This is a genomic window from Prochlorococcus marinus XMU1404 (assembly GCF_017696175.1).
GTDB lineage: Bacteria > Cyanobacteriota > Cyanobacteriia > PCC-6307 > Cyanobiaceae > Prochlorococcus_A > Prochlorococcus_A marinus_X.
Map to the genome: position 1 here is coordinate 273,196 of NZ_JAAORE010000003.1, position 21,910 is coordinate 295,105.

Consider the following 21,910-nt stretch of genomic DNA (forward strand, 5'->3'; position numbering starts at 1 on the left):
TTAACTCCTCAATTTTTTCTTTTTTTTAAAATCTACAAATCTTACCTTTTTTCTTAACTCTATTTGTTTTTCAAGAATTCTAAACACATGCATCTCGCATTCGGTTAATTTAAGAAACTGATCGAGTGTATCTTTATCTTCTTCATCAAAATTCTCGAAAACTTCTGAAATAGCATTACTATTTCTAGAAATAAAATCCTCTGCTACATCTCGTGGATTCTTGCCTGATTCAAAATCCTGAAAAGCTTCATAAGAATTGAGTTCTCTCGTTAACCATTTAAACCATGGTTCATTTTTATTATTTTTTTTATTTATGATTTTCTTCATGAAAAAATTTTTACTAGTTTAATCATTATTAGTTATTTAATCTTTGACAGCTGTACAAATACTTATTTTAAAAAACTAATTAAAGATTAAACTTATTTTTTTTACAAAATAACTAACATAATTACCATAAAGCTTTTTGAAGAATAAGTATTTATTACTCATTTTTTTGTTTATGAGATAGCTAGAATTTATTTTTAGTAAAGTACATTGTCAATTCCATTTTACGACTTTCCTTCATCTCCAATTTTAATAATTGGTGCTCTTGGCATTGCAGTAGCAATAGCAGTTTTTTTTGTCTCTTACCAAAAATATTTCAATTCTCCTTTGAATAAAGAGCTTGCAGAAAAGAAAAAAGCCTTAATTAAGGAACAAAAAGAATTAAATGAAAGATTAGAAAAAATAGAACAAGATTTAAAAAATTTATAAAAAATTACTTTTAAATAGAGATGAGTTAATGATCTCGAATTCAAGACCTTAATTTTTTTAACAGCAATTTTGGTCTATAAGGAGATATGGATAAAGATCATCTTATTGAGTTAATTTCTAATAGTCTTCTTTACGAGAGTAAAAATTCTGACTCTAATAAGAATCTTAGTGACTTTAAAAATTACTTAGAAAGATTAAATCTAGATCAATTGAGAACTATGTCTAAAGAATTTATTCTTTAGTATGGTTTTAAAATATTTTTTTGTTTATTAAATAATCAATACTTTTTAAAAATTGTTAGCATCAAAAAAATAAGAGAAATATGCTTAAAGTAAATAGAGTTGATTTTTTAATAAAACCATTTTTAAAAAGAAATAATATTAGAGCTTCTTATCAAATTATTTCTACCATCTTCCCAATCTTTTCTATTTGGTCAATCGTCCACCAAATAATAAATCAACCTTTTTCATTATTGATTAAAGGATTTCTATTAATACCTTTTTTAGTTCTTCTAACTCTATTTTCTTCTCGAACGTTCTCATTAATGCATGATTGCGGTCATAATTCTCTTTTTACAAAACGGAAATTAAACCGCTTTTTTGGATTTTTACTTGGATTGGTTAATGGTATTCCCCAGAAATCATGGTCAATTGATCATGCATTTCATCACAGAAATAATGGGAATTGGGAAATTTATAAAGGTCCCATAGATGTTTTAAGTCTTGAAGATTATAATTCTCTCTCAAAAAGAGAACAAATATTTTACAAAGTAAGTCGTAGTTGGTTAATGCTTTTCCCTGGTGGCTTTTATTACTTAGTTTTAAAACCTAGATTGGGACTATGTATTATTTTTTTTAATTTAACTAAAGATATATTGAAAGAGACTTTTATCAAAATAAAAAACAGAGATTTTACTGAACTTTTAATTATAAATTCAAGAGTTAAACCACCTTTTTCTGATTATGGAGATAATTTTGGTGAACTATTTGAATTAATAATAAATAACATAGTAGTAATAATCTGGTGGATTTTTATGAGTAAATGGCTTGGATTACTTTTTTTCTTATCATTTTATTCAATAGTGTTAACCCTTTCAGCCGCAATTCTAATATGTGTGTTTTTTGTTCAACATAACTATAAGAATGCATATGCTAAAAGTACAAAAAATTGGGACCTCGTCGATGGAGCGATTTTGGGTAGTAGCAATTTAAATATACCTAATTGGCTTAATTGGTTTTTAGCAGACATATCCTTCCACAGTATTCATCACCTCTCTGAGAGAATACCAAATTACAATTTAAGAGCATGTCATAAAGCAAATATTCATTTACTGAATCAAGCAAAGTTTTTAAAATTAAGCGATTTTCCAGACTGCTTTAGATATATTATTTGGGATAAAGAGAATGAAAAATTGATCCAAGTAAATTAATATCTAATTAAACTTTCTTCTTAACTTTCTTTTTATAGGAATACCACTATAAGCATGAGTTCCGATTGAAGGTGGCATGTCATTCTTCAAAGGATGCATAAAAGCATTTGCCATACTCTCTAACATTTTAGAAAGCCAATTTATAAGTGATTTCATTTGAGAATCTAAAAGTGTACTAAATTATCATCTAATTAAATTACTTAAAAGTAAATCAGTCTTTATGCTGATTTTTTTAAAGATTTATTTATAGATTTAATTTTAAATAATCAAAAATATTATTTTCTTATTATTTTATGAGAATATTATTAGTCTTTCTATTGACATAAAATAGGAAAATAATTGTTTAGTAAATAATACTTATTTTTTCTAATTCACTTAATAAAGTAAATTTTTGAGCATAATTTCGTGCTATATCTCTATTCCAAATAAATCTATCAATATTATGAATGATTCAGTTTTTCCTACTAACCAGAACACAGAAATAGATTCTATTAATTCATATTTTGAATGTATTACAGAATGCGGTGTTGTTGATGGTCATCAAGAATGTATTACTCGTTGTATAGAAATACATTTAAAGGGAGGGGATCAAAATGAATAAAAAAAAATTTCCACAAAGAAAAACAACTTTAAAATGGAACACCAATGGAGAGCTTTCGGAAATTGATATGTTAAGAATTTTAGATAAGTTGTCATCTAGTGAACTTAATCAATGTGAATTAACTTGCGATTCTGATCAAGTTTAAAATTATTAAAGCTTGAATTTATTTAAATTAGTAAATCAAAAACTAAAATCAAAATATAAGTAGTTTTTGTAATAAAAAATTACTTTTATTAAACTTTACGTACCACCAATTTAGTTTGAAAATGTTTAATTATAATTATCATTTCTATTATTTAATTCATTCGCCTGATAAAAAAAGCAAAAAAAGAGTTAATTGAAAGATATTAACAATTTACTTTATGGATTAAATTAAACTATTAAAACTTTTTCTAAGAACTTTGAGTATATTTTGAGTAATTACTGCGTTTTCTTCTTAATTTCTCATTAATTTCCTTTTTTGTGATTTCAATAGGTTCTAATATACCTTGATTGCCATAAGTAGGGCAATAATATGTCATTAGCATCCATTTTTTTTCTTTTTCCATAAGATAAATCACCGCAAAAATAAAAATTATTGAGTAATTAAATAAGATGAATTTCGTTGAGATTGATGTTTTTTAATCTTTTTTTCTTTTTTGCTTAATAATTTATATTGTTTTTAAGTAATTCTCAATAAATAGATATAAATACGCATGACTTTAAAAATAAATTCTGCTATTTATAAATAAATTCAAAATAATGAAATGTCTTTAGAAGCAATATTAATGGTAGTAGCTCCAATCTGTGTTTTTACGGTAGGAGTAATAGTTTTACCTATATTAGTCAAACCTCGTAAACCATCAGGGCTCCAAAAGAGATACATTCGCGGTCTTTAACTTAAATGAGATAAAAAGAAAAAAGTTAAACATTTAAAAAAAATTTTAATAAGCTAAGAGACTTTAAAAAATAAAATGTAGCTTTTGAGAATCCTAAAAAAACATAAACTATACATTATTTTCATAAAAAGCCCTTGTGATGGATAATATTATAAATGAATTGATTTTTATTTAACTAAATTCTTACATAACAAAAATTTGAGTAATATAAAATTATCAGGTCTTAAAGGCCAAGCGCTTGTAATAGAGAATAAAGATATTCCAAGCTTAAAAGAATTTCAAGATGTTATACCTAATCACTATTTAAACTGCGACACAATTTCCTCTCTAAGGTATCTTTTACAATCAACTTTAATTCAATTATTAGTAGTCGCAATAGGTTTATCTATTCCATTAACTCCAAGAATGATCCCAATTTGGATCGTTTACTCATTATTATCAGGCACCACTGCGATGGGATTTTGGGTAATTGCCCATGAATGTGGTCATGGTGCATTTTCTAAAAACAAGACTTTGGAAACCATAATCGGATATTCACTTCATTCATTTCTACTAGTTCCTTATTTTTCTTGGCAGCGTTCTCATGCAATTCATCATCGATTCACAAATAATGTAACAAATGGCGAAACCCACGTTCCCTTAGTTATTAAGGGAAATGGAGTTACTGAGAAAGGTGGAGGAGAAAAAGAAATAAATTTTTTGAATTCTATAGGTAAAAAAAATTACGGAATTCTTCAACTTCTATTACATCTAATATTTGGCTGGCCTGCTTATTTACTTACAGGTAGTACTGGAGGTGTTAAATATGGGACTTCAAATCATTTTTGGCCAATTAAACCATTTTCTAGATCATTATGGCCATCAATATGGACTAAGAAAGTTTGGATATCAGATATTGGTGTAGCTTTAATGATTTTAGCTATTTCTTTATTTGTTTTTAAGTATGGATTGTTTCCTGTAATTGCAATCTATTTTGGCCCTTTATTAGTAGTTAATGGTTGGTTAGTAGTATATACATGGCTTCATCATACAGATTCAGATGTGCCTCATCTTTCAAATACAGAATTTTCTTTCATGAGAGGAGCATTTCTATCTATTGACAGGCCTTACGGTAAGATTCTTAATTTTCTCCATCATAATATAGGTTCAAGCCATGTCGTTCATCATGTTTGTCCCACCATTCCTCATTACCATGCAAAAAAAGCGACTTTATTAATTAAAAGGGCTTTTAAAAAAGTTTATCTTTTTAATCCTGACCCCATACCCAAAGCTCTTTGGAATATTGCTTGTAATTGCGTTGCTGTAAAATCAGATAATGAAGGAGAAATATATGTCTGGCAATCTTCGTACAACAAAAAAGATTAAAACATAATGAATTTAGATTTTTATCACATTAATTTACGTAAACCTGAAAAGAATATAAAAGAATTAAAATTATCGTATTTTTCATCTTAAGAATATTATTATTAAAAAATTTTATTTACATGAGTGGTGACAATCTGCATGGTAGTCAGCCTATCAAATTTTATTCAGAGAAAATAACACTTACAAAAGTGGAATTGTTAGAAAGACATTTGAGTTTAGGTGAAAAAGTTCTAAATTTAGATGAAAAGCATAAAGAATGGAGCAGAAAGCTCTCAGGTTGATCAGTTCATAAAACACTACATATTAATTGTTGATTTTTTTATTTGCATTTAATTAAAAACTTTTTTGTAAATTATTGAATAATTATTTGCAGGCATATTAATAATATTTTCTTGAAAAAAACCATTTTTTTTAGCTTCATCACTAACTTCCTCAAGATTTCTAATACCCCATAGGTCATTCTTAACTTTTAATGAATTATCAAAAAAATAATTACTTTGACTTGTATGCTTATTGCCAATTTTAAATGGCCCATACAATATAAGAAATTGTCCCTCATTAAGTAATTTTCCTGACCCCCTAAAGAGATCTACAGTACATTTCCATTGCGCTATGTGAATCATATTTATAGAAACTATTCCTTGCAATGAATTTGCGAGTTCTAAAGGAATCTTCCAAGGAAATTTTTTTACATCAAGTTCAATAGGCTGGGGCATTTTCTTGTTTAATCCTTCATAATCAATCCAAGAACTTATACTTTTTCTATGTACTAATTCTGGATCACTTGTTTGCCAAATTATTTCAGGAAAGCGTTTTTGAAAAACCACTCCATGTTCACCACTTCCACTTCCAATTTCCAATACTGAACCATTTTTTTTTATGATTCTTGATAGTACATCCCCAATATAATTTCTATTCCTTTGAGTTGCCGAAAAAAAAAGTCTATTATCCAAAACCAAAAGAATTGAGTAAGAAAGTTGAAATAATTTTTATTAGTTTATTTTTCATTTGACCTTTCTTAGTTTCGGAGTTTTAAAAAACATTATTTTAAAACTAAAAAATAATATTGAAATTGTAATAGCAGGCAATACATAAAGTATTAAATCAGAAGTGAATAAAGAAGTATTTTTAGCAAAAATCAAATGCATAAAATAAGTAGAAAATGACATTAATCTGTGGTAGCTAATTTATTAATAGCAATTAATTTCTACCTTAAAAGTATCTTTTCTTAAAATAATTATTTCACTAAAAAGGGTCAGCCTGTATCCCTACTAGCTGACCTTAGTTTGATATTAATTAAAATTACTTCTAAATGAGGATTTAATACCAATAGTAAAAATTTTTTAGCCTATTTTTTTTGCGTTGTATTAACAAATAGGGGGCTCAAAGCCATACCGCACATAAAACATATAATGATACATATTTGTAGCAAAAGTGACGGTAATTAGGCTTAATAGGTAAATTTCCATATTTTTTCTTTACATTACTCAATAAATATGTTATATTTATTTACAAATCATATGAATAAAAATGACTCCAGAAGCAGAACGTTTTAATGGTTGGGCAGCAATGTTAGGTTTTGTTGCAGCTGTTGGCGCATACGTAACAACAGGCCAAATTATCCCTGGTTGGTTCTAATGAAAAATAATGATCCAAAAATAGTAGAAAAAGAAAAGATCATAGCTGAAAAGCTAAATGGGAGATTTGCTATGTTAGGTTTTATAGCCCTAATTGGTGCATATTTAACAACTGGTCAAATAATTCCTGGCTTTATCTAAAAAACTATATTTCATAAAGAACCTAGATTTTTAGGTTGTTTTTTATATCCAAATTTTGCTGAATGTATCAATTGAAGTTTAATATGCAAACAGACATTAAGATAATACTTTTAAAATCAGTATAAAAACTCTACCCTAATAATAAAAATAGAATTAAATTGATTTTAAAGATTGGAGGTCAATCCGATGTTAAATCAATCATTAGAAATTCTATTCTGGCTCATTTTAATAAGTTATATCGGAGCAATATTTACTCATACTAAAAAAGGGTTTAAACAACAATATTAGAAAATACAAAATAGTGTAAGTTAAGGAAATTAATAGTAAGCAAATCAAAGTGAAATATAGTACAGATAAAAATGTAAATTGAGTTGTATTTACTCTAAAATAATTGTGGAATCTATTTCTCAGAAGTGCTATTTTAATTCAACTACAACTAAGGTTTTTATGAGAGTAAAGCTTGAACCAGAAACAGCATTTATTGGAAGGAAATTTTCCTATTTGTTCCTTGGGATAATATTTAGTTTAAATGCAATAACTTTTATTTGGTTTTTTCTATTCTCTAAATTATACTAAATAAAAGATTTGGTAGTTAAGCAAATATTTTTTAGAAAATTCCAGGTATAATTTGGCCTGTTGTTACATAAGACCCAATTAGTGCAACGAAGCCTACCATAGCCCATCTGCCATTAATTTTTTCTGCATTTTGAGGATACCCATCGTAAGATACAGATTCATCAATATAGGGCCTTGTTTCAGAAGGGAACATGTTTTGTCTTCCGCCCGATTCATTAGTTATTCCTGATTTTGACATTAAAAAAATAATTGTTAAGTTAAATTAACATAAATATTAACTTATGTAAACCAAAGGGGAAGAATCATCTAACTACGAATGTTTACGGGTAAATACGTAACAAATTTGCCTAAAATTTGTTTACCGAAACACTCAGCAAATTATTTTTTTATATTTTACGAATAATTCACTTAAAATAAGCATTTATACCCACACTAAGTAAATTTACTTAGTAAAATGGATTTAGCATTTAGGAAGTGCTAAGCCGGTTAAGATCAAAAAATCTGAATTTAACTTGCACGTCATGAGCTTGCTAGAGGGATACTCGCAAGCTCTTTAAATTTTTAACCAATCAAATTCAAAATAAATTTTCTAACTTTTCATATTTTTTTTAAAAACTTTAAAGCAAATTAATTAATGAAAGTCAAAATTATATTCTATTGCTAACTATTAAATAGAAAAGAAAAAAAAATGTCTTTAGATTTTATACTCATTCCTTCATGTATTTTAATTATTATTTTTCTTTTAAATAGAGAAAATACAATCTACAAAAGAAATCAAAAAGCTAAATAATATCACTCAATTTTGCCAGATTATTTAATTACAAGCTCTAACAAGTTTTTTATTATTTATCTAATAATCTATAAGATAGAAACTAAGAGAGATTTTTACTTAGAATTACTTTGTCCCAATATATTCTTGAATTATTAATTTGCTCTAATTTTTGCTGACAATGTTGGCACTTGCATTCGTTTAATAACGTTTTATTTTTCATGCGTTTTACCTTTTTTTTAAAGAAACCAAATTATTTGTTTTGACGCAAGTATTAATAAATTATTTTTTTTATTTATTTGAAGATCTAAAAATGCAAAATATCTTACTTAGTTATAAATACTAAATTGGTTTCTAAATCATTGATATTTTATAATTCTAGAAAAGATATTAAAAATTAAATAAAATCCTTTTGAAACTCTCAAATCAATCACTTATTAAAAAAGCCGTTAACAAAATAATCACTCCCTGGTATTCAATAGCTTTAATAGATAGATGGTTATTAGGTCAAATAATACCTCCAATGGTATTTGCTATTTCCGCGTTTACCGTGATTTCTCTTTCGGTAGGTGTAATGTTTGATTTAATAAGAAAAATAGTTGAGTATGGCTTACCTTTATTAGAAGCTTTAAAAGCTTTAATTTATAGTCTTCCAAGCTTTTTAGTATTATCTTTTCCAATGGCTGTTTTGTTGTCCACACTATTATCTTTTGGAAAACTATCAGCCAATTCTGAATTATTAGCTTTAAGGTCATTAGGAATAACAACTTCACGAATTATTGCTCCAGCAATTGCTGTTTCAATATTCATGACAGGTTTAACTTTTTATTTCAATGATAATTTAGTTCCCAATAGTAATAAGCTTGCTGAATCTACTTTAAGATCCGGAATAGGAAGTTCTTTCAATCAAGGCAAAAATAAAAATAACATTATTTTTACTAGAAAAGGATCAAGAATAGATCCTGACAATCAGGCAACGAAAATCAATACATACCTAACTCATATTTTCTATGCCTCTCGATTTGAAAACAACATTATGAAAAAAGTTACAGTTTTAGACTTTTCTAGAGAAAATATAAAGCAGATACTTACTGCAAATAGCGCTACTTTTGATAAAGATAATTCTTCTTGGGTTTTCACAGATGGAAATATTGTTTCAACTGATAATATTGGTCAAACAACGAATATTAAATTCAAACAATATATATATCCTTTCGTTGAAGGCCCATTAGATCTTGCGAAAGTACCCAAGGATGCTAGCGATATGTCTTTAAAAGAAGCATTAGAAGCAGAAAGAATATATAAAAAAATTGGAGATCTTAAACAGATTAGAAAGATTCAAGTAAGAATTCAAGAAAAATTCACTTTACCTTGTGCCTGTTTGGTCTTTGGATTGATTGGTAGTATTTTGGGATGTAAATCTAATTTAAGGTCTTCAAAAAGTCAGGGATTTGGATTGAGTGTAATTCTAATATTAATTTATTATTTGATATCTTTTATATCCAGTTCTTTTGGTGTTAAGGGATTACTTCCTCCAATCATTGCAGCTTGGTTTCCAGTCGTATTTTCTATAGGAGGTAGTTTTTACTTTTTAAAAAGAACCTCTATATAATTAACCTGAAAAACGTCAAAATTGTTTATTTAAGTTTTTTAATAGTTTTAAATTCTCCCCAAAAATGCAAAAAGATTCCAGTTGATAAGAGAAATTCGAAAATTTCTTGATCATTTCTAATATGTTGAACTGTTGAAGCCCAGGAGAGATCATAATAAGCAAAAAATAAAGATACCAATAAAAAAAACAAACTATATTTTCTACTAGGTAAAGAATTTAAATTGGGCCATTTTCTCCATCCAACCCAACCTAAAAAGATGCATAAAACATGCAATAGGGGATCAAGAAGAATATTATGAAAGAAAGGAAGATTATGGAAATTTGTCTCACCTTGGATACTTAATTCTGATATTGAATTCAATGTAAAACCTGTAATCCTTTCACCCCAACTTATTTCTTCAGCAGAAATTAGGAAACAAAATATACTGAAAAATAACCATATCAATGCATTTATGGATTTCTTTTTTTTAGATCTATAGAAAATAAAAAAGCCCATTAGAGAAGCAATAAAAAATTGACTAAACTGCAACCATTCCAAAGGACCATCTTCTTTTTTCAATAAATCAAACCAAGTTGTTCCAATAAAATTTTCACCAAAAGGCAATATGTACACAAAACCATAAATAAATATCAAATAGTAAATTGGGAATAAACTAACTTTTGAGGATATTGAACCCCATGGTGTTCTCATTTCAGACATTTATTTCTTTATTTAGTGTTCAGAATAAGTTTATCTCTATGATTTAATTAAGTAAAGATCGTTATTTTTTAGTAAAAATTAAGTGTTTTAATATTGTTAAGACTGTGAGTGAATCTGAAAATCTCTAAAAATAAATTAATCCAAAAATATGAAGATTGCTTATTTAACTTATTAAATTATATTTAAATTGATTCTTATTGAAACCAACCTTTTTTCTTTACTTTTTTAACTGCTGGGGAAGTCTTGATTTTAGTTGATTCATCAACTCTGCCTTTAATAATCATTAAAGGTACAATTGCCCATAGAGCTAAAAATAATATCCAAAATAAGTAAATGTTCATAGTACAAAATTATTAAATTTATAATAAAGATGATTAAATATTTTCCGTGAGTTTCTTTTTAAAGTTCTTATTCACATGTATAATCACATTCTCATAAAACATTTGTTCTAGAAAGAGAATTTTAATTTTCTAAAAGTAATCATTAATTTTTTTTTCTATAGATTCATATTCAGAGTTAATGTCTTTAATAAATTGATCGACTTCTTTTTTAATATTCTTATATTGATTTACTCTTTGTTTGCTTTTCTCATAGAAAATAGTTTGAAATGTTCCTGGATTCACCTGCTCAATCCAATACCCTCCCAAACAATAAATTTGATTAGGCACAAAATTTATAATTAATGATTTCTTCGAATTTTTATATGCATCGATTATCTTATTAACTAGTTCTCCTTTAGTTTTATTAGTACCAAACAAAGTAATATCTTTTGCAAAAGTCTTATACTTCTCTGAAACATTTTTACTTTTTACTAATGAATTTCTAGAAAGTATCTTTTCAAGAGAATAACAATAATCAATTAAATTAATTTTTTCTTTTTTTACAGGATAAATAGTTATGAAAGCACAAGAAAATAAAAAAAAAGTTAAAAGTAAATTCTTAAACATTTATGATGAATTTAAGTATCATTATTGCATAAAAATAAAATAAACTTCAAAAGTGCTTTTAAATGTTCTTTAAAGATTCATGTTAATTAAAAGAGTGCTTCTAATTAACCTGGCCTTTTATATAATTAAAAAATGAAGAATTCTATTTTTAAAAATAAAGGTATAAAATCTTTTGTAGATTTCTTATCAAGATTATCAATTTCGGCAATATTTATCTCAGCTATACCAGGTAAAATAAATGGTTTTGAAGGAACAGTTAAATATATTTCTTCAAAAGGTATTCCAGATCCCATTTCATCTATTCTTCTAATTGGGGCGATTATATGTCTTATCTTGGGTTCTGGTTTTTTCATATTTGGAGAAAATCAAAAAATTGGTTCAGTATTTTTATTACTTTTTCTTATTCCTACAACAATAATTTTTCATATATTCCCTTTCCATCCAAGAGCTGTGCTTATGAATCTTGGATTGATAGGTGGAATAATTATTACTGCAATAAGAGAACCAATATAAATAGTTTAAATAAACCCAAATAATTCTTTTATTTCTTATTTCTTAATTCCTGGAAAATATTCGCAATATGAATTAATTCATAAACCTCTTTACTATCATATTTTTTACCTGGAATTCCACTCCCCGCTTCTAGTCCTAAAGCTTTCATCTTCTTTAAGATCAATGCTTTTCTTTCAATACTAGACATTGAATTGAATTTTTTTATTCGTTCGTCTTTATTCAATAGGTTTTTATTTAATCAAATTTATTTGAGGACATTATCAATTAGCGATTCATTATATATGTAATAAATCCAGTAAATGTAAGTAATTTAAATGCGATAAAGAGAGGCAGATATTTTTTAACTTTTTTGCCAGCCAGTAATAATCTATTTAATGAATTCACTTTTGTTGGTATTAAAATCTTTTAAAACTCTAACGAATTTTTTTTAAATTATACCTGATAAAATTTATTCTTTTTGTTGTTTTAGGAAAATATCTTCTTTTTTGCTAGATAATTTGATTTTCAGGAAAAAATATAAACTTTTGAAAGACTAACACCAATATCAAAAGCTAATAAAGCAATTAGCAACTTATTCATTTTTTAGAACTCTCAACTATTTTTTTGTAAAGTTCTTCAGAAATAGGTTTCATACCTTTTAAAAATCTTTTCTACAAAATAGTTATTTTTAGATTAATTTCTAGTGACGAAATATACGAATATATTAATTTTTAAATAGGTTAAAAATATCTTCACAATAAGTTTTCCTTATAAGGTATCAATCAATACTAAGTTAAAAAGTTCAAGAAATGTCCAAACTTTTATAAAAAATAGTTTATGACTAATAAATTTATCTAGTTTTTAAGTTTAATTTCCCTTCTAATTAATAGCAATTGTTTTATTAAGGCAAAACTCATAAAGTCCAAGTTTATTGGATATCTAAAAGAAAATTATAAATCTTATTTCAAGTAACTAGATCCTCTATAGGTAAGCTTTATAACCTTTTCTTCTTGTTTTCTACAATAAACGAATGACTTTCCATTGAAAAACATGTTCACCATGATGCAGCTCCTAAACTTGCTCAAGTCCCCGTCCTATGGCTTGAGTCGTACTGCGGTCTATCAAACGGTAGATCGGACGATTTTGTAGCATTTGCTACACTCTATTTATAAAGTATTTATACTTAGTTGTCAACCATTAATTGAATTTAAACTTCAATTTAAAATTCGATTCTTCTCTCATGAACTCCCTAAAAAGTATAAAGAACATATAACTACGAGTAACTCCAATACAAACTGAAATAAATGCTAGATCTACACAAATAGGGCAATGTGGGAATCCCATTTTTAATTTTCCAATATAAATTTCAATTGAGTCTCCGCACTGAGGATATCAATTCTTCTCTTTAATAATTTTAAAAATTTAATTATTTTTTTCAAAATTAAAACTTCTTTAGGCATCAACAATAATATTATTCCAATAGTAAATATATCAATAAGCAAAAATACTGAATCTATTGATACAACTTAAGTCTCGTAGCATGCTTATACAATAATTCAGGACAGTATATGAACAGATACTTTTGATCTAGTTAACTAATAAAGACCTATTCATAATTTAATGTAGTAATTGAATATCAAGCTCCCTTGAGTACCATTTTTCATTTACTGAAAAAATAAAGCGGGCTAAAGTCTAATGCTTTACGAAGATTTAGTCCGCTAGCTAAAGCTTGAAATTGCAAATTTTTCTTCAATGATCTGAATCTATGCTTATATGAGATAAATATCTTGATTGCTTGATAAATTTATTTTGTATATTGCTATTACAAAATTTATGAGGTTATTTAGATCAGTTACTAAATTCTCATGGAGCAAGCTTTAGTTAACTTTTTTTACTGGTTACTAATAAGATCAGCCGAATCACATTATGGTGCATCATTGATATCAGTAAAAGTTCCTTCTAATTCAATAAAAAGTTTTCCTTGATTTTAGAAAATTTTTTATTTGAAGATCTTAATATTTAAATTCATAGATTACTGCACATTGAATAACTAAATTAAGTTGATAAATTATCTCCATTGCAAATAAATATGAGGCTGTTAATCTGAAACTTAACGAAGATACTTAATTTCTTAAACTGATGCAATTTAATAATTTTAATTCCAACCAAGATGATGACCTCATGTCAATAGAAGAATTAAGGGCTTTTCGACTTCAAAAAAAGAAAATTGAAAGTGATAAGAAAGCCAGAAAATATATCCTGGATATAAATCAAAGATATAGAAAAATGAATGCTCTCAAAAGTAATAACTTTTTAAGGAATATTAACCCTTTTAAAAAGGCCGCATAAATTGTTAATCTTGAATTTGTTAATTTGTCTAACTCTGCATATTACAGAGTAAAATTTTAATGGTGTTTCTTTGGAAGAGTTTCACCAAGAGGGGGTAATTTTTGCCCCCTTCTTTCAAAAGATGTATTGTTAATTGAAAGTAAAAGTGATGTGAATCTCTTTTTTAAAGTTTTTTATTCCCACTTTATGAAAACCTTATATGTCAAATAAATCCTCTCTTTATAAAGAAAAGTTTTAGCTAATAAACCACATAAAAAAATTTATAGTTTTTTTTCAACAATTATAAATTTCTTTCATTTTTGATTTTTGATGGCTTCACCTACTAATTGGGAATTCTTCAAAGAAGTTGAAACTAAGATCTGATGGGTCAATATTTGTACCCAAGATTTAGAGGGAGTAGCTATTTCGATTAATAAATGGTGGAAGACAAGATATCCAAAATAAAAAATTAGAGTAGTTTCTAAAAAAGAATTTGAAGTAGTAAAAATGAAAGCTGAAAAAAGGAGCAATAAAATTTTTCTTTGGTAAATTTTGATGCTGAATATTTAATTTGTGCAGCTAAGATCAATTCATTACATTTAATGAATAAATGAATTCTGCATTTTCAAAAGTATCAAATTTAAAACTTAATAGACTTTCCAAAATAGCTATTACTCTCACATCATCAACTTTCTTCTTATACGCATTGGGTCAAGCACCAATTTTAAAAAATATTCTTGCAGGTGCCTTCTCTTGTTCTGGTTAAATAAAATAATGCTTTTTTAAGAGAAGCTAAAAAGCTAAAATAGACAGTGATTGACAGTCGATCTAAACTTAGAGGGATAAATCCCTCTTTTTTTTATGTTTAATAGATTTATTGCTGAAAAGATAATGACTCTTCTTATTTCTCTTATCAGCTGATGAATATCTCCCCACACCTATTGATTGATGCTTTGATATTAAGCGCTGCCTTAACTATAACTTTGGTATTAAGAGCAAAAGGTAATGCTGCCAGAAAAGAAAAAGGAAATAAATGATTACTTAAGAAGAAGAAAAAGAATTTAAAAAACCTAAATTATATACAATTTGGAACTTTCTTATTTATGAAAGTTCCATTGCTATTGGAGTTTTCTTAGTTTATTTATATTATGCTTATTTCTTTATAAATAAATTACTCACATGTACGGCATAGCGATTACTTATGGGGTTGTGAGTCTTTTATTGCTTGGTGGGTTTGCATACTTTACTTTTAAAATGAAACGCTAATTTTTATGTCCTCTTCAATGAAAGATTTCTTAGATAAATTTTTTGATTTATGTAGAGAATATCAACAAGAAATTCCACCTCAAAAGATGGCTGAGATTTTAAGAGAATATGCAGATAGATTAGATGAATGATAGATAATGGCAGACCTGAGAAAGTATTAAGAGAATATAATTTCTAAACAAACTTTATAAAATTTTTTTAAAGTTAGAATATATTTGTTGGAGATATTTTCCTTACAAGTATTTATAATTTGAGATTTTTTTTTGATCCTTAATCCGTACAATTTTGTTCCTCTAACCGCACACATACAACTTGAAATTTACTATTCAAATGAATTAGAACATAGATGTAGTCAAGGGATAAGTCTTATGGCACTAAATGACACATTTACTATCCAAGAAATGAATTTGGATAAAAAAGACCTTTCATATGAGAATAAGCTCAAAGAAATTGAATCTTATTGGAATAACAAATCTGCAGAACATCCGAGTAACAACCATTGCAAGATTTTTTGTGATTAAAACTTTAACTTTTAGGTATTCTTACGCTTGATTTTTGCTTAATAACCATACTAGAGAATAATCAGATAGAAAGGAGGCCAAGCAAATGACTAATTTAGGTATAGAAATTTTATTTTGGACAATTTTAATTTGTTATCTAGGATTAAGGTTTTCTCAAACTTGGAATGGATTCAAAAAACAGTATTAATTAGGAGAGTAGAAAATGAAAGTTTTTAAGGTTTTTGTACTCGTGTTTAGGAGTGCGGGGTTAACCTTGAAACCGCTAGGCTCAAGTCCTTACGAAAAGGACAAGTCCTTAGACCACTTATACCGATAAAATATATTCATGACAAGTTTAGGTAAGTTGATTTAGCAAACCTATAAGTTTGCCATTTATCTAAGTATTTCTACTTATATGTTGAGTTGAAGACTTTAAATCATAAATGTTTGTTTTGGATCTATATATTAATTATGGACAAAGAACATTTAATTGATTTAATATCCAGCAGCATTATTTCTGAGATTAAAGATCTCGAAATTAATGAGGAAAAATTTATTGAAAATAATTATTTAAATAATCTGAATTTAAATCAGCTTAGAATAATTTCTAAAGAATTTATTTTGTAATTTTAATTGAATATTGATTTAAATAAATGAGATTATCTTTACTATCATTTGAATTTTACTAAGTTAATACCTTTTTTATATGAATGATTCAGAAGAATTTAAACCTAGCCTTAAACAAATAAATGAGGATATCAAACCTACATGGGAAGATATCAAAAAACAATCAGAAGTTTTAGTTAACAAACTTGGTTGTCCTAGATCATTTGTAGGAGGGATGCTTCATGCAATAGCAAGCGACTTCTCTGATATGAAAACTTGGGAATAAATGAAAAACTTATTAATTGCACCACTTTTCAAACTATTCAACAAAAGCACTTTCCTCTCATCACTAAATCAAAACTCGTGCCCTGTTTTAGATGCTGAAGACATAAAAAAGCAAGAACAGAAAGAAGCTATTGAAAGGTTGTACCCATAAACTTTTAACAGAAATTTATCAGATCATATATACGATGTAGCACGGTCGTATGCACCCCCCATGCCACCCATTACTTTCCTAAATAGTGACTTTGATGGATCATAAACATATAAAAAAATCTGATTCTAACAAAATTCTAGCAGATAAATTCCTCCAAATCACTTAATATGACTGAAGAAAAGTTTTGGCTAATGAAAAGTAAACCCGTCTAGCTATCACTAAGATCTCAAGGATTCATAATTTTCTATTCACACTTTTAATTGATTTAAAGTCGATCTAACGTAGAGGGATTAAAACCTCTTTCTTAACTATTTCTTCCTGTTATTCTGATTCTTCTTTAACTTCACTTGCGTTTAACTCTTCCGCTTTTACTTCTTCTTCTTTAACTTCACTTGCGTTTAACTCTTCCGCTTTTACTTCTTCTTCTTTAACTTCACTTGCGTTTAACTCTTCTGCTTTTACTTCTTCTTCTTTTGCTGCTATGGATTCAAACTTACCTTTAATTAAATTTACTATGAAGATTAATATTGGAACATGGGCTAGACCACCCATTATCACTCTAGTTTCTGAATAATACATTTGTAAATTAATGAGAACTGAAATATTTAAGCATAAATTTAATTTGATGATTACTTATATTAAGTTGAGTTTAGGGGGAATAATTAATTGATAGTCGATCTAAAATGAGGAGCAATTAGCTCCTTTTTGTTATCTTGCTATATAAATACTAAGATATAAATAAATACTAAGATATAATTTAACTTCTTTTGCTTTAAGAAATATTGTGGAATTAACTGAGCTAATCAAAGATTACGTAGCGACAAAATTATTATCAAGTATTGAGCTTGACTTTCTTGAAGGAGAGTTATGGGAAACCACTCAACATATTGAAGAAATAAATACAGTTTTTAAAGCCCCAAAAAATATTTGTGAGAAATTAGACCTGAATGAAAAATCTTGTTGGCAATTATGTTGTGCAGCTGTACTTGACTCCTTAAGACCATTAAAGAACGGACAAAAAAGAGTTGATGATTTAAAAAAATTAATTAATCAATATCAAATCAGCTTGTCATAAGCAAATTGTTTGAATTATTAGAAAATTAAAAAAAGGGCTTAATAAAGCCCCTCAAAAAATTACAAAAATAATTTTTTTTAGAAGATACCTGGAACAATTTGACCAGTAAAATAGTAAGCCCCTATAAGAGCAAACATTCCAAGCATTGCAGCTTTACCGTTAAGCTTTTCAGCTTTTTCGGTCATGAATTTTTTTGCGAATTCCATAATAAGTAATTTGGATTTAATATTTACAAACTAATTATTCCTAATAGGTAATTGATGTAGTGTTTCCTACCTAAATCACCTTTTTTCTAAGAATTTTATTTTTAATTTATTTTTCATTATTAATTAACAAAATTTAAGTAAAGAAACTATTTCTACAGATCTTTAGTTTGAATGAGAAGTAGTTCAAGAAAGAACTTAAATTTTGTATTTAAGGTAACCACTTTTTTGTGAGCACTAATCAGAATGAGATTACGACTATTTTTTTTATGCAAAAAGATTTAGATGAAAATTCTTATAAAAAAAGAATTGAAAATATAGAGAAAGGAAAATCTTATTTAAAAAATAATGGATTTTTTAAATCAAAATCTAACCTATTCGAAGACATACAAAAATTTATTTATAAAAAGTAATTTTAAAAAGTTTATTATTAACAATAAAAAAAGGGCTACATAAAGGATATAGAGATATTTTGACCCATTATTGTGACATAGTTGTTTTAGTTTATTTAAAATCTAAGACAAATAACATTATTTCTTTACAAAAAGTAATATGAATGTTATATTTATTTATATAAAGTTCCATTCTTCTTATGAACTCAAAAAAGGTAAAAGTTTCCGAAACTAAAACAGTTGAAAAGGAAAAAGTTGTAGCAGAAAAGCTCAACGGCAGATTTGCCATGATTGGCTTCATAGCTGCAATTGGTGCTTATTTAACAACAGGTCAAATTATTCCTGGATTCGTATAAATGGACTTTATTTCTAAACGCCAAGGATACGTTCCTTTCAAGGTGGTTCCTTACATTTTCTTTATTTCTGTAGTTTTAAGCATCACGACAGCAACAGAAGTGTTCGTTTAGAATTTAACTAACATCGTCATGAGTGTTTGCCGATAGGGATACTGGCAAGCACTTTTTAAATGCAGATTTTTAAACCCTTTTATCCATAAAGCAAGGTATCAAAAAACCCCTTATACCACCCATCTCTTACCTAAATAGGGACTTTGATGGATAATGAATTTATAACCAAAAAAGTTTGAGTAACACCTACTCAGGGCTTTAAAATTCGCTGAGATCCCTTGGTATGAATGAAGAAAAGTCTTGGCTATAGAAAACGAGCGGGATGCATTTTGCTAGTCATATCAATGGTTTTATTTTTTATCAAAAATTCTATTCGAACCGCATTCGAACTTTTTATTGATTTATAGTCGATCTAAAATGATGAAATCTTTGATCGTCAACGTCCGCCATTAAATCATATTCTTTTAAATTTTTTGTAATCCGCTTATATTCAATATCATTTATTAAATAAGCTAAATATTTTTCTAAGAAATTTATATTGATTTTTAGATTCATTAATATCCTTTATTTATTAATAGCTAATAATTAACGTTCTAACTTTTTTTTAATGAACACGCTCATCAAAGATAGAAAACAAAAAAAAAGCTAGCTTACATCCCTAAAAGCAAGCTCTTATGACGATTAAATTTTAAATATTTATGCTGGCAATTTACAATCAAGTTCTATTATCCCTTCATCAATAAGGAGACCAATTTTAAAAACTAGTGCCATATCTAACCTTGAAAACTCTGATTGATGATCTGCAATCCAATCCAATTCGGATAAAGTTATTGATCCAGTTGCATTAACTAGGAGAAAAAGAATACCTAAATTCATTTTTTTAATTAGTTGCTTTTTTTCCTTTAGCTATCATTACCACTGGCACTAATAGATATGTAAAGAAGGAGATTAAGAAAATATCTATATTCATTTTAAAAAATACCTGGGATGATCCAGCCAAAAAGACCGTAGTTTACCACCAATGCGAATAAACCCATCATTGCCATTCTTCCATTGGTTCTCTCGGCATTTTGCCAATAAGTTGGTTTTGAGTTTTCCATTTTTTAATTGTTCGTTAATAAGAATGATTAAAATTTTTATTGTGGGTAAGCAATACTTGGTGATATCGCAGTAGTTATTATTGCAATGCCAAATAGTGATATGGCAATTAGAAATGTTTTCATAAAAGTCCTACTTTTCCTGCTGCAATACCCGCAGTAAGAAAGAAACCAAACTCTAAAAGATCTTTAGCACTTGAAGGGACTGAGTTAAATAAAGATGAGATAAAAATCATTTTGATATATATCCTCTAAGCTCCTTGGGGAACGTAGTTATACATCGGGGAGATTAATCCACCACCATCATCATCGTCGTCGTCGTCTTTCCATGACGAATTAATCAGCATTAACGCACTAACAATAAGTACTGTTATGACTGGCATAAAAGGAAAAAGTATAGTATTAAGCCAAGTGTTAATTCCTGCCTCAAGCATTACACAAAGCCAGGAATAATTTGACCAGTTGTTAAGTAAGCACCAATTGCAGCTATGAAGCCCATCATTGCAAATCTGCCGTTAAGCTTCTCAGCTATAACCTTTTCCTTCTCAACTGTTTTTGTGTTTATCATTAGAACCAACCAGGAATAATCTGACCAGTTGTTACGTATGCGCCAACTGCTGCAACGAAACCGAGCATTGCTGCCCAACCGTTAAATCTTTCTGCTTCAGGGGTCATTTTTATAAAGAGTAATTTATGTAAACTAATATAACACTAATATTAATTTATGTAAAGAAATTGGGCGTTTATGCTTATATTTGTATTTGATCTATACGCTTCTGTTACATAAATGTATTTCATTACGTATCTACACAAAAAAAATTTAAGGTCTAGTTCAAGTAGTTTTACAAGACTTTAATTGACACTCGATTTAGAATAAGGGGCATTAGCTCCTTTTTTAATGTCAAATACTAAAGCCATAGAAGATTTAATTAATGGTTATGCAACCAGTGAAGATTCTTCTTTTCTAATACCAAACGTAACTGAGGATTTTTTAGCTGTAAGACCAAGTGGAAATCCAATATCTGCTAAGGGATTAGTGGGAATGTTTGATAGTAAAGACTTAGTTGCAGAATCATCAGAACTAATCAAAACCCACAAAATTGAAATTTACGGTGAGATAGCTTACGCAGTTTTTACTTTAAATGAAATCTTCAGTTATAAAGGAAATCAAAATAAGGATCTTTCAACTTATACTTGCATTTTTAAAAATGAAAATGGTACTTGGAAGTATTCTTGGATGCAAAGATCACAAGGCACTACTGATATGACCACATGGGAATAAATGAAACGCTTCCTTCTCCCACTACTAGCTGCACTAGCTTTACCTACTGCAATGGAAGCAAGTGTTATTTACGAGAAAATGAGCAGCAATGGTTGGTGTTCAAGAGGATCTAAACCAAAAGCACCTTCTTCTAACTACAAATGCTACAAATTTATAGAGACTAATGATGGAGACTCTTCAGTCATATTTGAAGGGAGAAGGATAAGAGCATTAGAAAGTAAAAAATCTCTAAAACCTATTTCGTGGGGAGGAAGTGGAGCGACTCAATATAGCTATTACACTTTGTACTTAGTTGAAATTCATGTAAATTTTCTTGATAATATTGCTCGTTCAGAAAAAGGTTTAAATAAATTAAAGTGGAACAATAGAACTTATAGATTTACAAATAAAGGTAGGTGGGATAAGTTTATTTGGTAAA

At 27.6% G+C, this 21,910-nt stretch carries 38 protein-coding genes and 1 pseudogene; 22 read left to right on the plus strand and 17 right to left on the minus strand.

Translation table 11 applies throughout. The annotated features are described in order from the left end of the window. A complete protein-coding gene (locus HA144_RS07765; protein ID WP_209043496.1) occupies positions 1-327 on the minus strand; it encodes a restriction endonuclease subunit S in 327 nt (108 codons plus the stop codon). 207 nt (positions 328-534) lie between these two features. On the opposite strand from HA144_RS07765, the gene HA144_RS07770 reads away from it, so the two are divergent. From HA144_RS07770 to HA144_RS07780, 3 genes are all read left to right on the plus strand, one after another. After that, positions 535-753: a M protein gene (locus HA144_RS07770; RefSeq protein ID WP_011818999.1), complete on the plus strand. Its 219-nt coding sequence runs from the start codon at positions 535-537 to the stop codon at positions 751-753. An 86-nt stretch (positions 754-839) separates the two neighbouring features. Then, a complete protein-coding gene (locus tag HA144_RS07775; RefSeq protein WP_193741638.1) occupies positions 840-995 on the plus strand; it encodes a hypothetical protein in 156 nt (51 codons plus the stop codon). An 80-nt stretch (positions 996-1,075) separates the two neighbouring features. Then, positions 1,076-2,182 (plus strand): fatty acid desaturase, encoded by a 1,107-nt coding sequence (locus HA144_RS07780; protein ID WP_209043497.1) that lies wholly within the window; start codon positions 1,076-1,078, stop codon positions 2,180-2,182. A gap of 3 nt (positions 2,183-2,185) precedes the next feature. Here the strand turns inward: HA144_RS07780 and HA144_RS07785 are convergent, their stop codons facing one another. Next, a complete protein-coding gene (locus HA144_RS07785) occupies positions 2,186-2,338 on the minus strand; it encodes a hypothetical protein (protein WP_209043498.1) in 153 nt (50 codons plus the stop codon). Positions 2,339-2,624: 286 nt separating this feature from the next. Here HA144_RS07785 and HA144_RS07790 point away from each other — a divergent pair, with 286 nt between their 5' ends. Together HA144_RS07790 and HA144_RS07795 are read left to right on the plus strand one after the other, a co-directional pair. Then, a complete protein-coding gene (locus HA144_RS07790) occupies positions 2,625-2,783 on the plus strand; it encodes a hypothetical protein (RefSeq protein WP_209043499.1) in 159 nt (52 codons plus the stop codon). Further along, positions 2,776-2,928, plus strand: coding sequence for a hypothetical protein (locus HA144_RS07795; RefSeq protein ID WP_209043500.1), 153 nt, complete (start codon positions 2,776-2,778; stop codon positions 2,926-2,928). The genes HA144_RS07790 and HA144_RS07795 overlap by 8 nt, the downstream gene beginning before the upstream one ends. Positions 2,929-3,175: 247 nt before the next feature. On the opposite strand, the gene HA144_RS07800 is transcribed toward HA144_RS07795, so the two are convergent. After that, entirely contained in the window at positions 3,176-3,331 is a 156-nt protein-coding gene (locus HA144_RS07800) for a hypothetical protein (protein WP_209043501.1), read from the minus strand. Between the two features lie 185 nt (positions 3,332-3,516). Then, complete coding sequence (locus HA144_RS09640) at positions 3,517-3,648, minus strand: hypothetical protein (RefSeq protein WP_257470535.1); 132 nt, start codon at positions 3,646-3,648, stop codon at positions 3,517-3,519. A 211-nt stretch (positions 3,649-3,859) separates the two neighbouring features. On the opposite strand from HA144_RS09640, the gene HA144_RS07805 reads away from it, so the two are divergent. Together HA144_RS07805 and HA144_RS07810 are read left to right on the plus strand one after the other, a co-directional pair. After that, positions 3,860-5,026, plus strand: coding sequence for a fatty acid desaturase (locus HA144_RS07805; RefSeq protein WP_209043502.1), 1,167 nt, complete (start codon positions 3,860-3,862; stop codon positions 5,024-5,026). Positions 5,027-5,145: 119 nt separating this feature from the next. Then, entirely contained in the window at positions 5,146-5,307 is a 162-nt protein-coding gene (locus tag HA144_RS07810) for a hypothetical protein (RefSeq protein WP_209043503.1), read from the plus strand. A 48-nt stretch (positions 5,308-5,355) separates the two neighbouring features. Here HA144_RS07810 and HA144_RS07815 read toward each other — a convergent pair whose 3' ends face one another. After that, positions 5,356-5,979, minus strand: a complete 624-nt coding sequence (locus HA144_RS07815; RefSeq protein ID WP_209043504.1) for a DUF938 domain-containing protein — start codon at positions 5,977-5,979, stop codon at positions 5,356-5,358. Positions 5,980-6,556: 577 nt separating this feature from the next. Between HA144_RS07815 and HA144_RS07820 the strand changes: the two genes are divergently transcribed. Continuing rightward, positions 6,557-6,664: a high light inducible protein gene (locus HA144_RS07820; protein ID WP_011132751.1), complete on the plus strand. Its 108-nt coding sequence runs from the start codon at positions 6,557-6,559 to the stop codon at positions 6,662-6,664. Beyond that, positions 6,664-6,804, plus strand: coding sequence for a high light inducible protein (locus HA144_RS07825; protein ID WP_209043505.1), 141 nt, complete (start codon positions 6,664-6,666; stop codon positions 6,802-6,804). The genes HA144_RS07820 and HA144_RS07825 overlap by 1 nt, the downstream gene beginning before the upstream one ends. A gap of 607 nt (positions 6,805-7,411) precedes the next feature. Here the strand turns inward: HA144_RS07825 and HA144_RS07830 are convergent. Further along, the gene (locus tag HA144_RS07830; RefSeq protein WP_209043506.1) at positions 7,412-7,618 is read right to left on the minus strand and encodes a high light inducible protein; all 207 of its coding nucleotides are present in this window, start codon (positions 7,616-7,618) and stop codon (positions 7,412-7,414) included. Positions 7,619-8,561: 943 nt separating this feature from the next. On the opposite strand from HA144_RS07830, the gene HA144_RS07835 reads away from it, so the two are divergent. Continuing rightward, complete coding sequence (locus tag HA144_RS07835; protein ID WP_209043507.1) at positions 8,562-9,761, plus strand: LptF/LptG family permease; 1,200 nt, start codon at positions 8,562-8,564, stop codon at positions 9,759-9,761. 25 nt (positions 9,762-9,786) lie between these two features. On the opposite strand, the gene HA144_RS07840 is transcribed toward HA144_RS07835, so the two are convergent. The 3 genes from HA144_RS07840 to HA144_RS07850 all read right to left on the minus strand — a co-directional run bounded on the left by HA144_RS07840 (position 9,787) and on the right by HA144_RS07850 (position 11,408). Continuing rightward, the gene (locus HA144_RS07840; RefSeq protein WP_209043508.1) at positions 9,787-10,461 is read right to left on the minus strand and encodes a pectate lyase; all 675 of its coding nucleotides are present in this window, start codon (positions 10,459-10,461) and stop codon (positions 9,787-9,789) included. A gap of 194 nt (positions 10,462-10,655) precedes the next feature. Continuing rightward, on the minus strand, positions 10,656-10,802 hold the full coding sequence (locus HA144_RS07845) for a hypothetical protein (RefSeq protein ID WP_209043509.1): 147 nt from the start codon (positions 10,800-10,802) through the stop codon (positions 10,656-10,658). Positions 10,803-10,931: 129 nt separating this feature from the next. Further along, positions 10,932-11,408, minus strand: a complete 477-nt coding sequence (locus HA144_RS07850) for a carbon storage regulator CsrA (protein ID WP_209043510.1) — start codon at positions 11,406-11,408, stop codon at positions 10,932-10,934. A gap of 132 nt (positions 11,409-11,540) precedes the next feature. On the opposite strand from HA144_RS07850, the gene HA144_RS07855 reads away from it, so the two are divergent. Next, positions 11,541-11,921, plus strand: a complete 381-nt coding sequence (locus tag HA144_RS07855) for a DoxX family protein (protein WP_209043511.1) — start codon at positions 11,541-11,543, stop codon at positions 11,919-11,921. Between the two features lie 28 nt (positions 11,922-11,949). On the opposite strand, the gene HA144_RS07860 is transcribed toward HA144_RS07855, so the two are convergent. Next, positions 11,950-12,108 carry a 3-phosphoshikimate 1-carboxyvinyltransferase gene (locus HA144_RS07860; protein WP_306822822.1) on the minus strand — a complete coding sequence of 53 codons (159 nt, stop codon included), beginning with the start codon at positions 12,106-12,108 and terminating at the stop codon, positions 11,950-11,952. 1,931 nt (positions 12,109-14,039) lie between these two features. On the opposite strand from HA144_RS07860, the gene HA144_RS07865 reads away from it, so the two are divergent. The 6 genes from HA144_RS07865 (at position 14,040) to HA144_RS07890 (ending at position 17,036) form a co-directional block, all read left to right on the plus strand. Beyond that, the gene (locus HA144_RS07865; RefSeq protein ID WP_209043513.1) at positions 14,040-14,249 is read left to right on the plus strand and encodes a hypothetical protein; all 210 of its coding nucleotides are present in this window, start codon (positions 14,040-14,042) and stop codon (positions 14,247-14,249) included. A 589-nt stretch (positions 14,250-14,838) separates the two neighbouring features. Continuing rightward, positions 14,839-14,994: a hypothetical protein gene (locus HA144_RS07870; RefSeq protein WP_209043514.1), complete on the plus strand. Its 156-nt coding sequence runs from the start codon at positions 14,839-14,841 to the stop codon at positions 14,992-14,994. A gap of 763 nt (positions 14,995-15,757) precedes the next feature. Then, positions 15,758-16,015 carry a hypothetical protein gene (locus tag HA144_RS07875; protein WP_209043810.1) on the plus strand — a complete coding sequence of 86 codons (258 nt, stop codon included), beginning with the start codon at positions 15,758-15,760 and terminating at the stop codon, positions 16,013-16,015. Positions 16,016-16,465: 450 nt separating this feature from the next. Beyond that, positions 16,466-16,621: a hypothetical protein gene (locus HA144_RS07880; RefSeq protein ID WP_209043515.1), complete on the plus strand. Its 156-nt coding sequence runs from the start codon at positions 16,466-16,468 to the stop codon at positions 16,619-16,621. Between the two features lie 79 nt (positions 16,622-16,700). Next, positions 16,701-16,886: a hypothetical protein gene (locus HA144_RS07885; protein ID WP_209043516.1), complete on the plus strand. Its 186-nt coding sequence runs from the start codon at positions 16,701-16,703 to the stop codon at positions 16,884-16,886. After that, positions 16,887-17,036, plus strand: coding sequence for a hypothetical protein (locus tag HA144_RS07890; protein ID WP_209043517.1), 150 nt, complete (start codon positions 16,887-16,889; stop codon positions 17,034-17,036). 321 nt (positions 17,037-17,357) lie between these two features. Here the strand turns inward: HA144_RS07890 and HA144_RS07895 are convergent, their stop codons facing one another. Further along, positions 17,358-17,588 carry a hypothetical protein gene (locus HA144_RS07895; RefSeq protein ID WP_245152879.1) on the minus strand — a complete coding sequence of 77 codons (231 nt, stop codon included), beginning with the start codon at positions 17,586-17,588 and terminating at the stop codon, positions 17,358-17,360. Between the two features lie 232 nt (positions 17,589-17,820). On the opposite strand from HA144_RS07895, the gene HA144_RS07900 reads away from it, so the two are divergent. Next, positions 17,821-18,111, plus strand: coding sequence for an inward rectifier potassium channel (locus HA144_RS07900; RefSeq protein ID WP_209043519.1), 291 nt, complete (start codon positions 17,821-17,823; stop codon positions 18,109-18,111). A 77-nt stretch (positions 18,112-18,188) separates the two neighbouring features. On the opposite strand, the gene HA144_RS07905 is transcribed toward HA144_RS07900, so the two are convergent. Continuing rightward, positions 18,189-18,296 carry a high light inducible protein gene (locus HA144_RS07905; protein ID WP_025890855.1) on the minus strand — a complete coding sequence of 36 codons (108 nt, stop codon included), beginning with the start codon at positions 18,294-18,296 and terminating at the stop codon, positions 18,189-18,191. A 248-nt stretch (positions 18,297-18,544) separates the two neighbouring features. On the opposite strand from HA144_RS07905, the gene HA144_RS07910 reads away from it, so the two are divergent. After that, a complete protein-coding gene (locus HA144_RS07910) occupies positions 18,545-18,727 on the plus strand; it encodes a hypothetical protein (protein WP_209043520.1) in 183 nt (60 codons plus the stop codon). 179 nt (positions 18,728-18,906) lie between these two features. Continuing rightward, positions 18,907-19,062, plus strand: coding sequence for a high light inducible protein (locus tag HA144_RS07915; RefSeq protein WP_209043521.1), 156 nt, complete (start codon positions 18,907-18,909; stop codon positions 19,060-19,062). Positions 19,063-19,506: 444 nt separating this feature from the next. Here the strand turns inward: HA144_RS07915 and HA144_RS07920 are convergent, their stop codons facing one another. From HA144_RS07920 to HA144_RS07940, 5 genes and pseudogenes are all read right to left on the minus strand, one after another. After that, positions 19,507-19,668: a hypothetical protein gene (locus HA144_RS07920; RefSeq protein ID WP_209043522.1), complete on the minus strand. Its 162-nt coding sequence runs from the start codon at positions 19,666-19,668 to the stop codon at positions 19,507-19,509. A 141-nt stretch (positions 19,669-19,809) separates the two neighbouring features. Beyond that, on the minus strand, positions 19,810-19,989 hold the full coding sequence (locus HA144_RS07925; protein ID WP_209043523.1) for a hypothetical protein: 180 nt from the start codon (positions 19,987-19,989) through the stop codon (positions 19,810-19,812). Positions 19,990-20,084: 95 nt separating this feature from the next. After that, a pseudogene (locus HA144_RS07930) lies at positions 20,085-20,195 on the minus strand (chlorophyll a/b-binding protein); the annotation flags it as partial. Between the two features lie 448 nt (positions 20,196-20,643). After that, positions 20,644-20,778 (minus strand): high light inducible protein, encoded by a 135-nt coding sequence (locus HA144_RS07935; protein ID WP_209043524.1) that lies wholly within the window; start codon positions 20,776-20,778, stop codon positions 20,644-20,646. Then, positions 20,778-20,885 carry a high light inducible protein gene (locus tag HA144_RS07940; RefSeq protein ID WP_011132751.1) on the minus strand — a complete coding sequence of 36 codons (108 nt, stop codon included), beginning with the start codon at positions 20,883-20,885 and terminating at the stop codon, positions 20,778-20,780. Before HA144_RS07940 ends, HA144_RS07935 begins: the two co-directional genes overlap by 1 nt. Positions 20,886-21,108: 223 nt before the next feature. Here HA144_RS07940 and HA144_RS07945 point away from each other — a divergent pair, with 223 nt between their 5' ends. Together HA144_RS07945 and HA144_RS07950 are read left to right on the plus strand one after the other, a co-directional pair. Further along, positions 21,109-21,492, plus strand: a complete 384-nt coding sequence (locus HA144_RS07945; protein ID WP_209043525.1) for a DUF3804 family protein — start codon at positions 21,109-21,111, stop codon at positions 21,490-21,492. Then, positions 21,493-21,909, plus strand: a complete 417-nt coding sequence (locus tag HA144_RS07950; protein ID WP_209043526.1) for a hypothetical protein — start codon at positions 21,493-21,495, stop codon at positions 21,907-21,909. It begins immediately after the preceding gene. Position 21,910 lies beyond the last annotated feature (1 nt).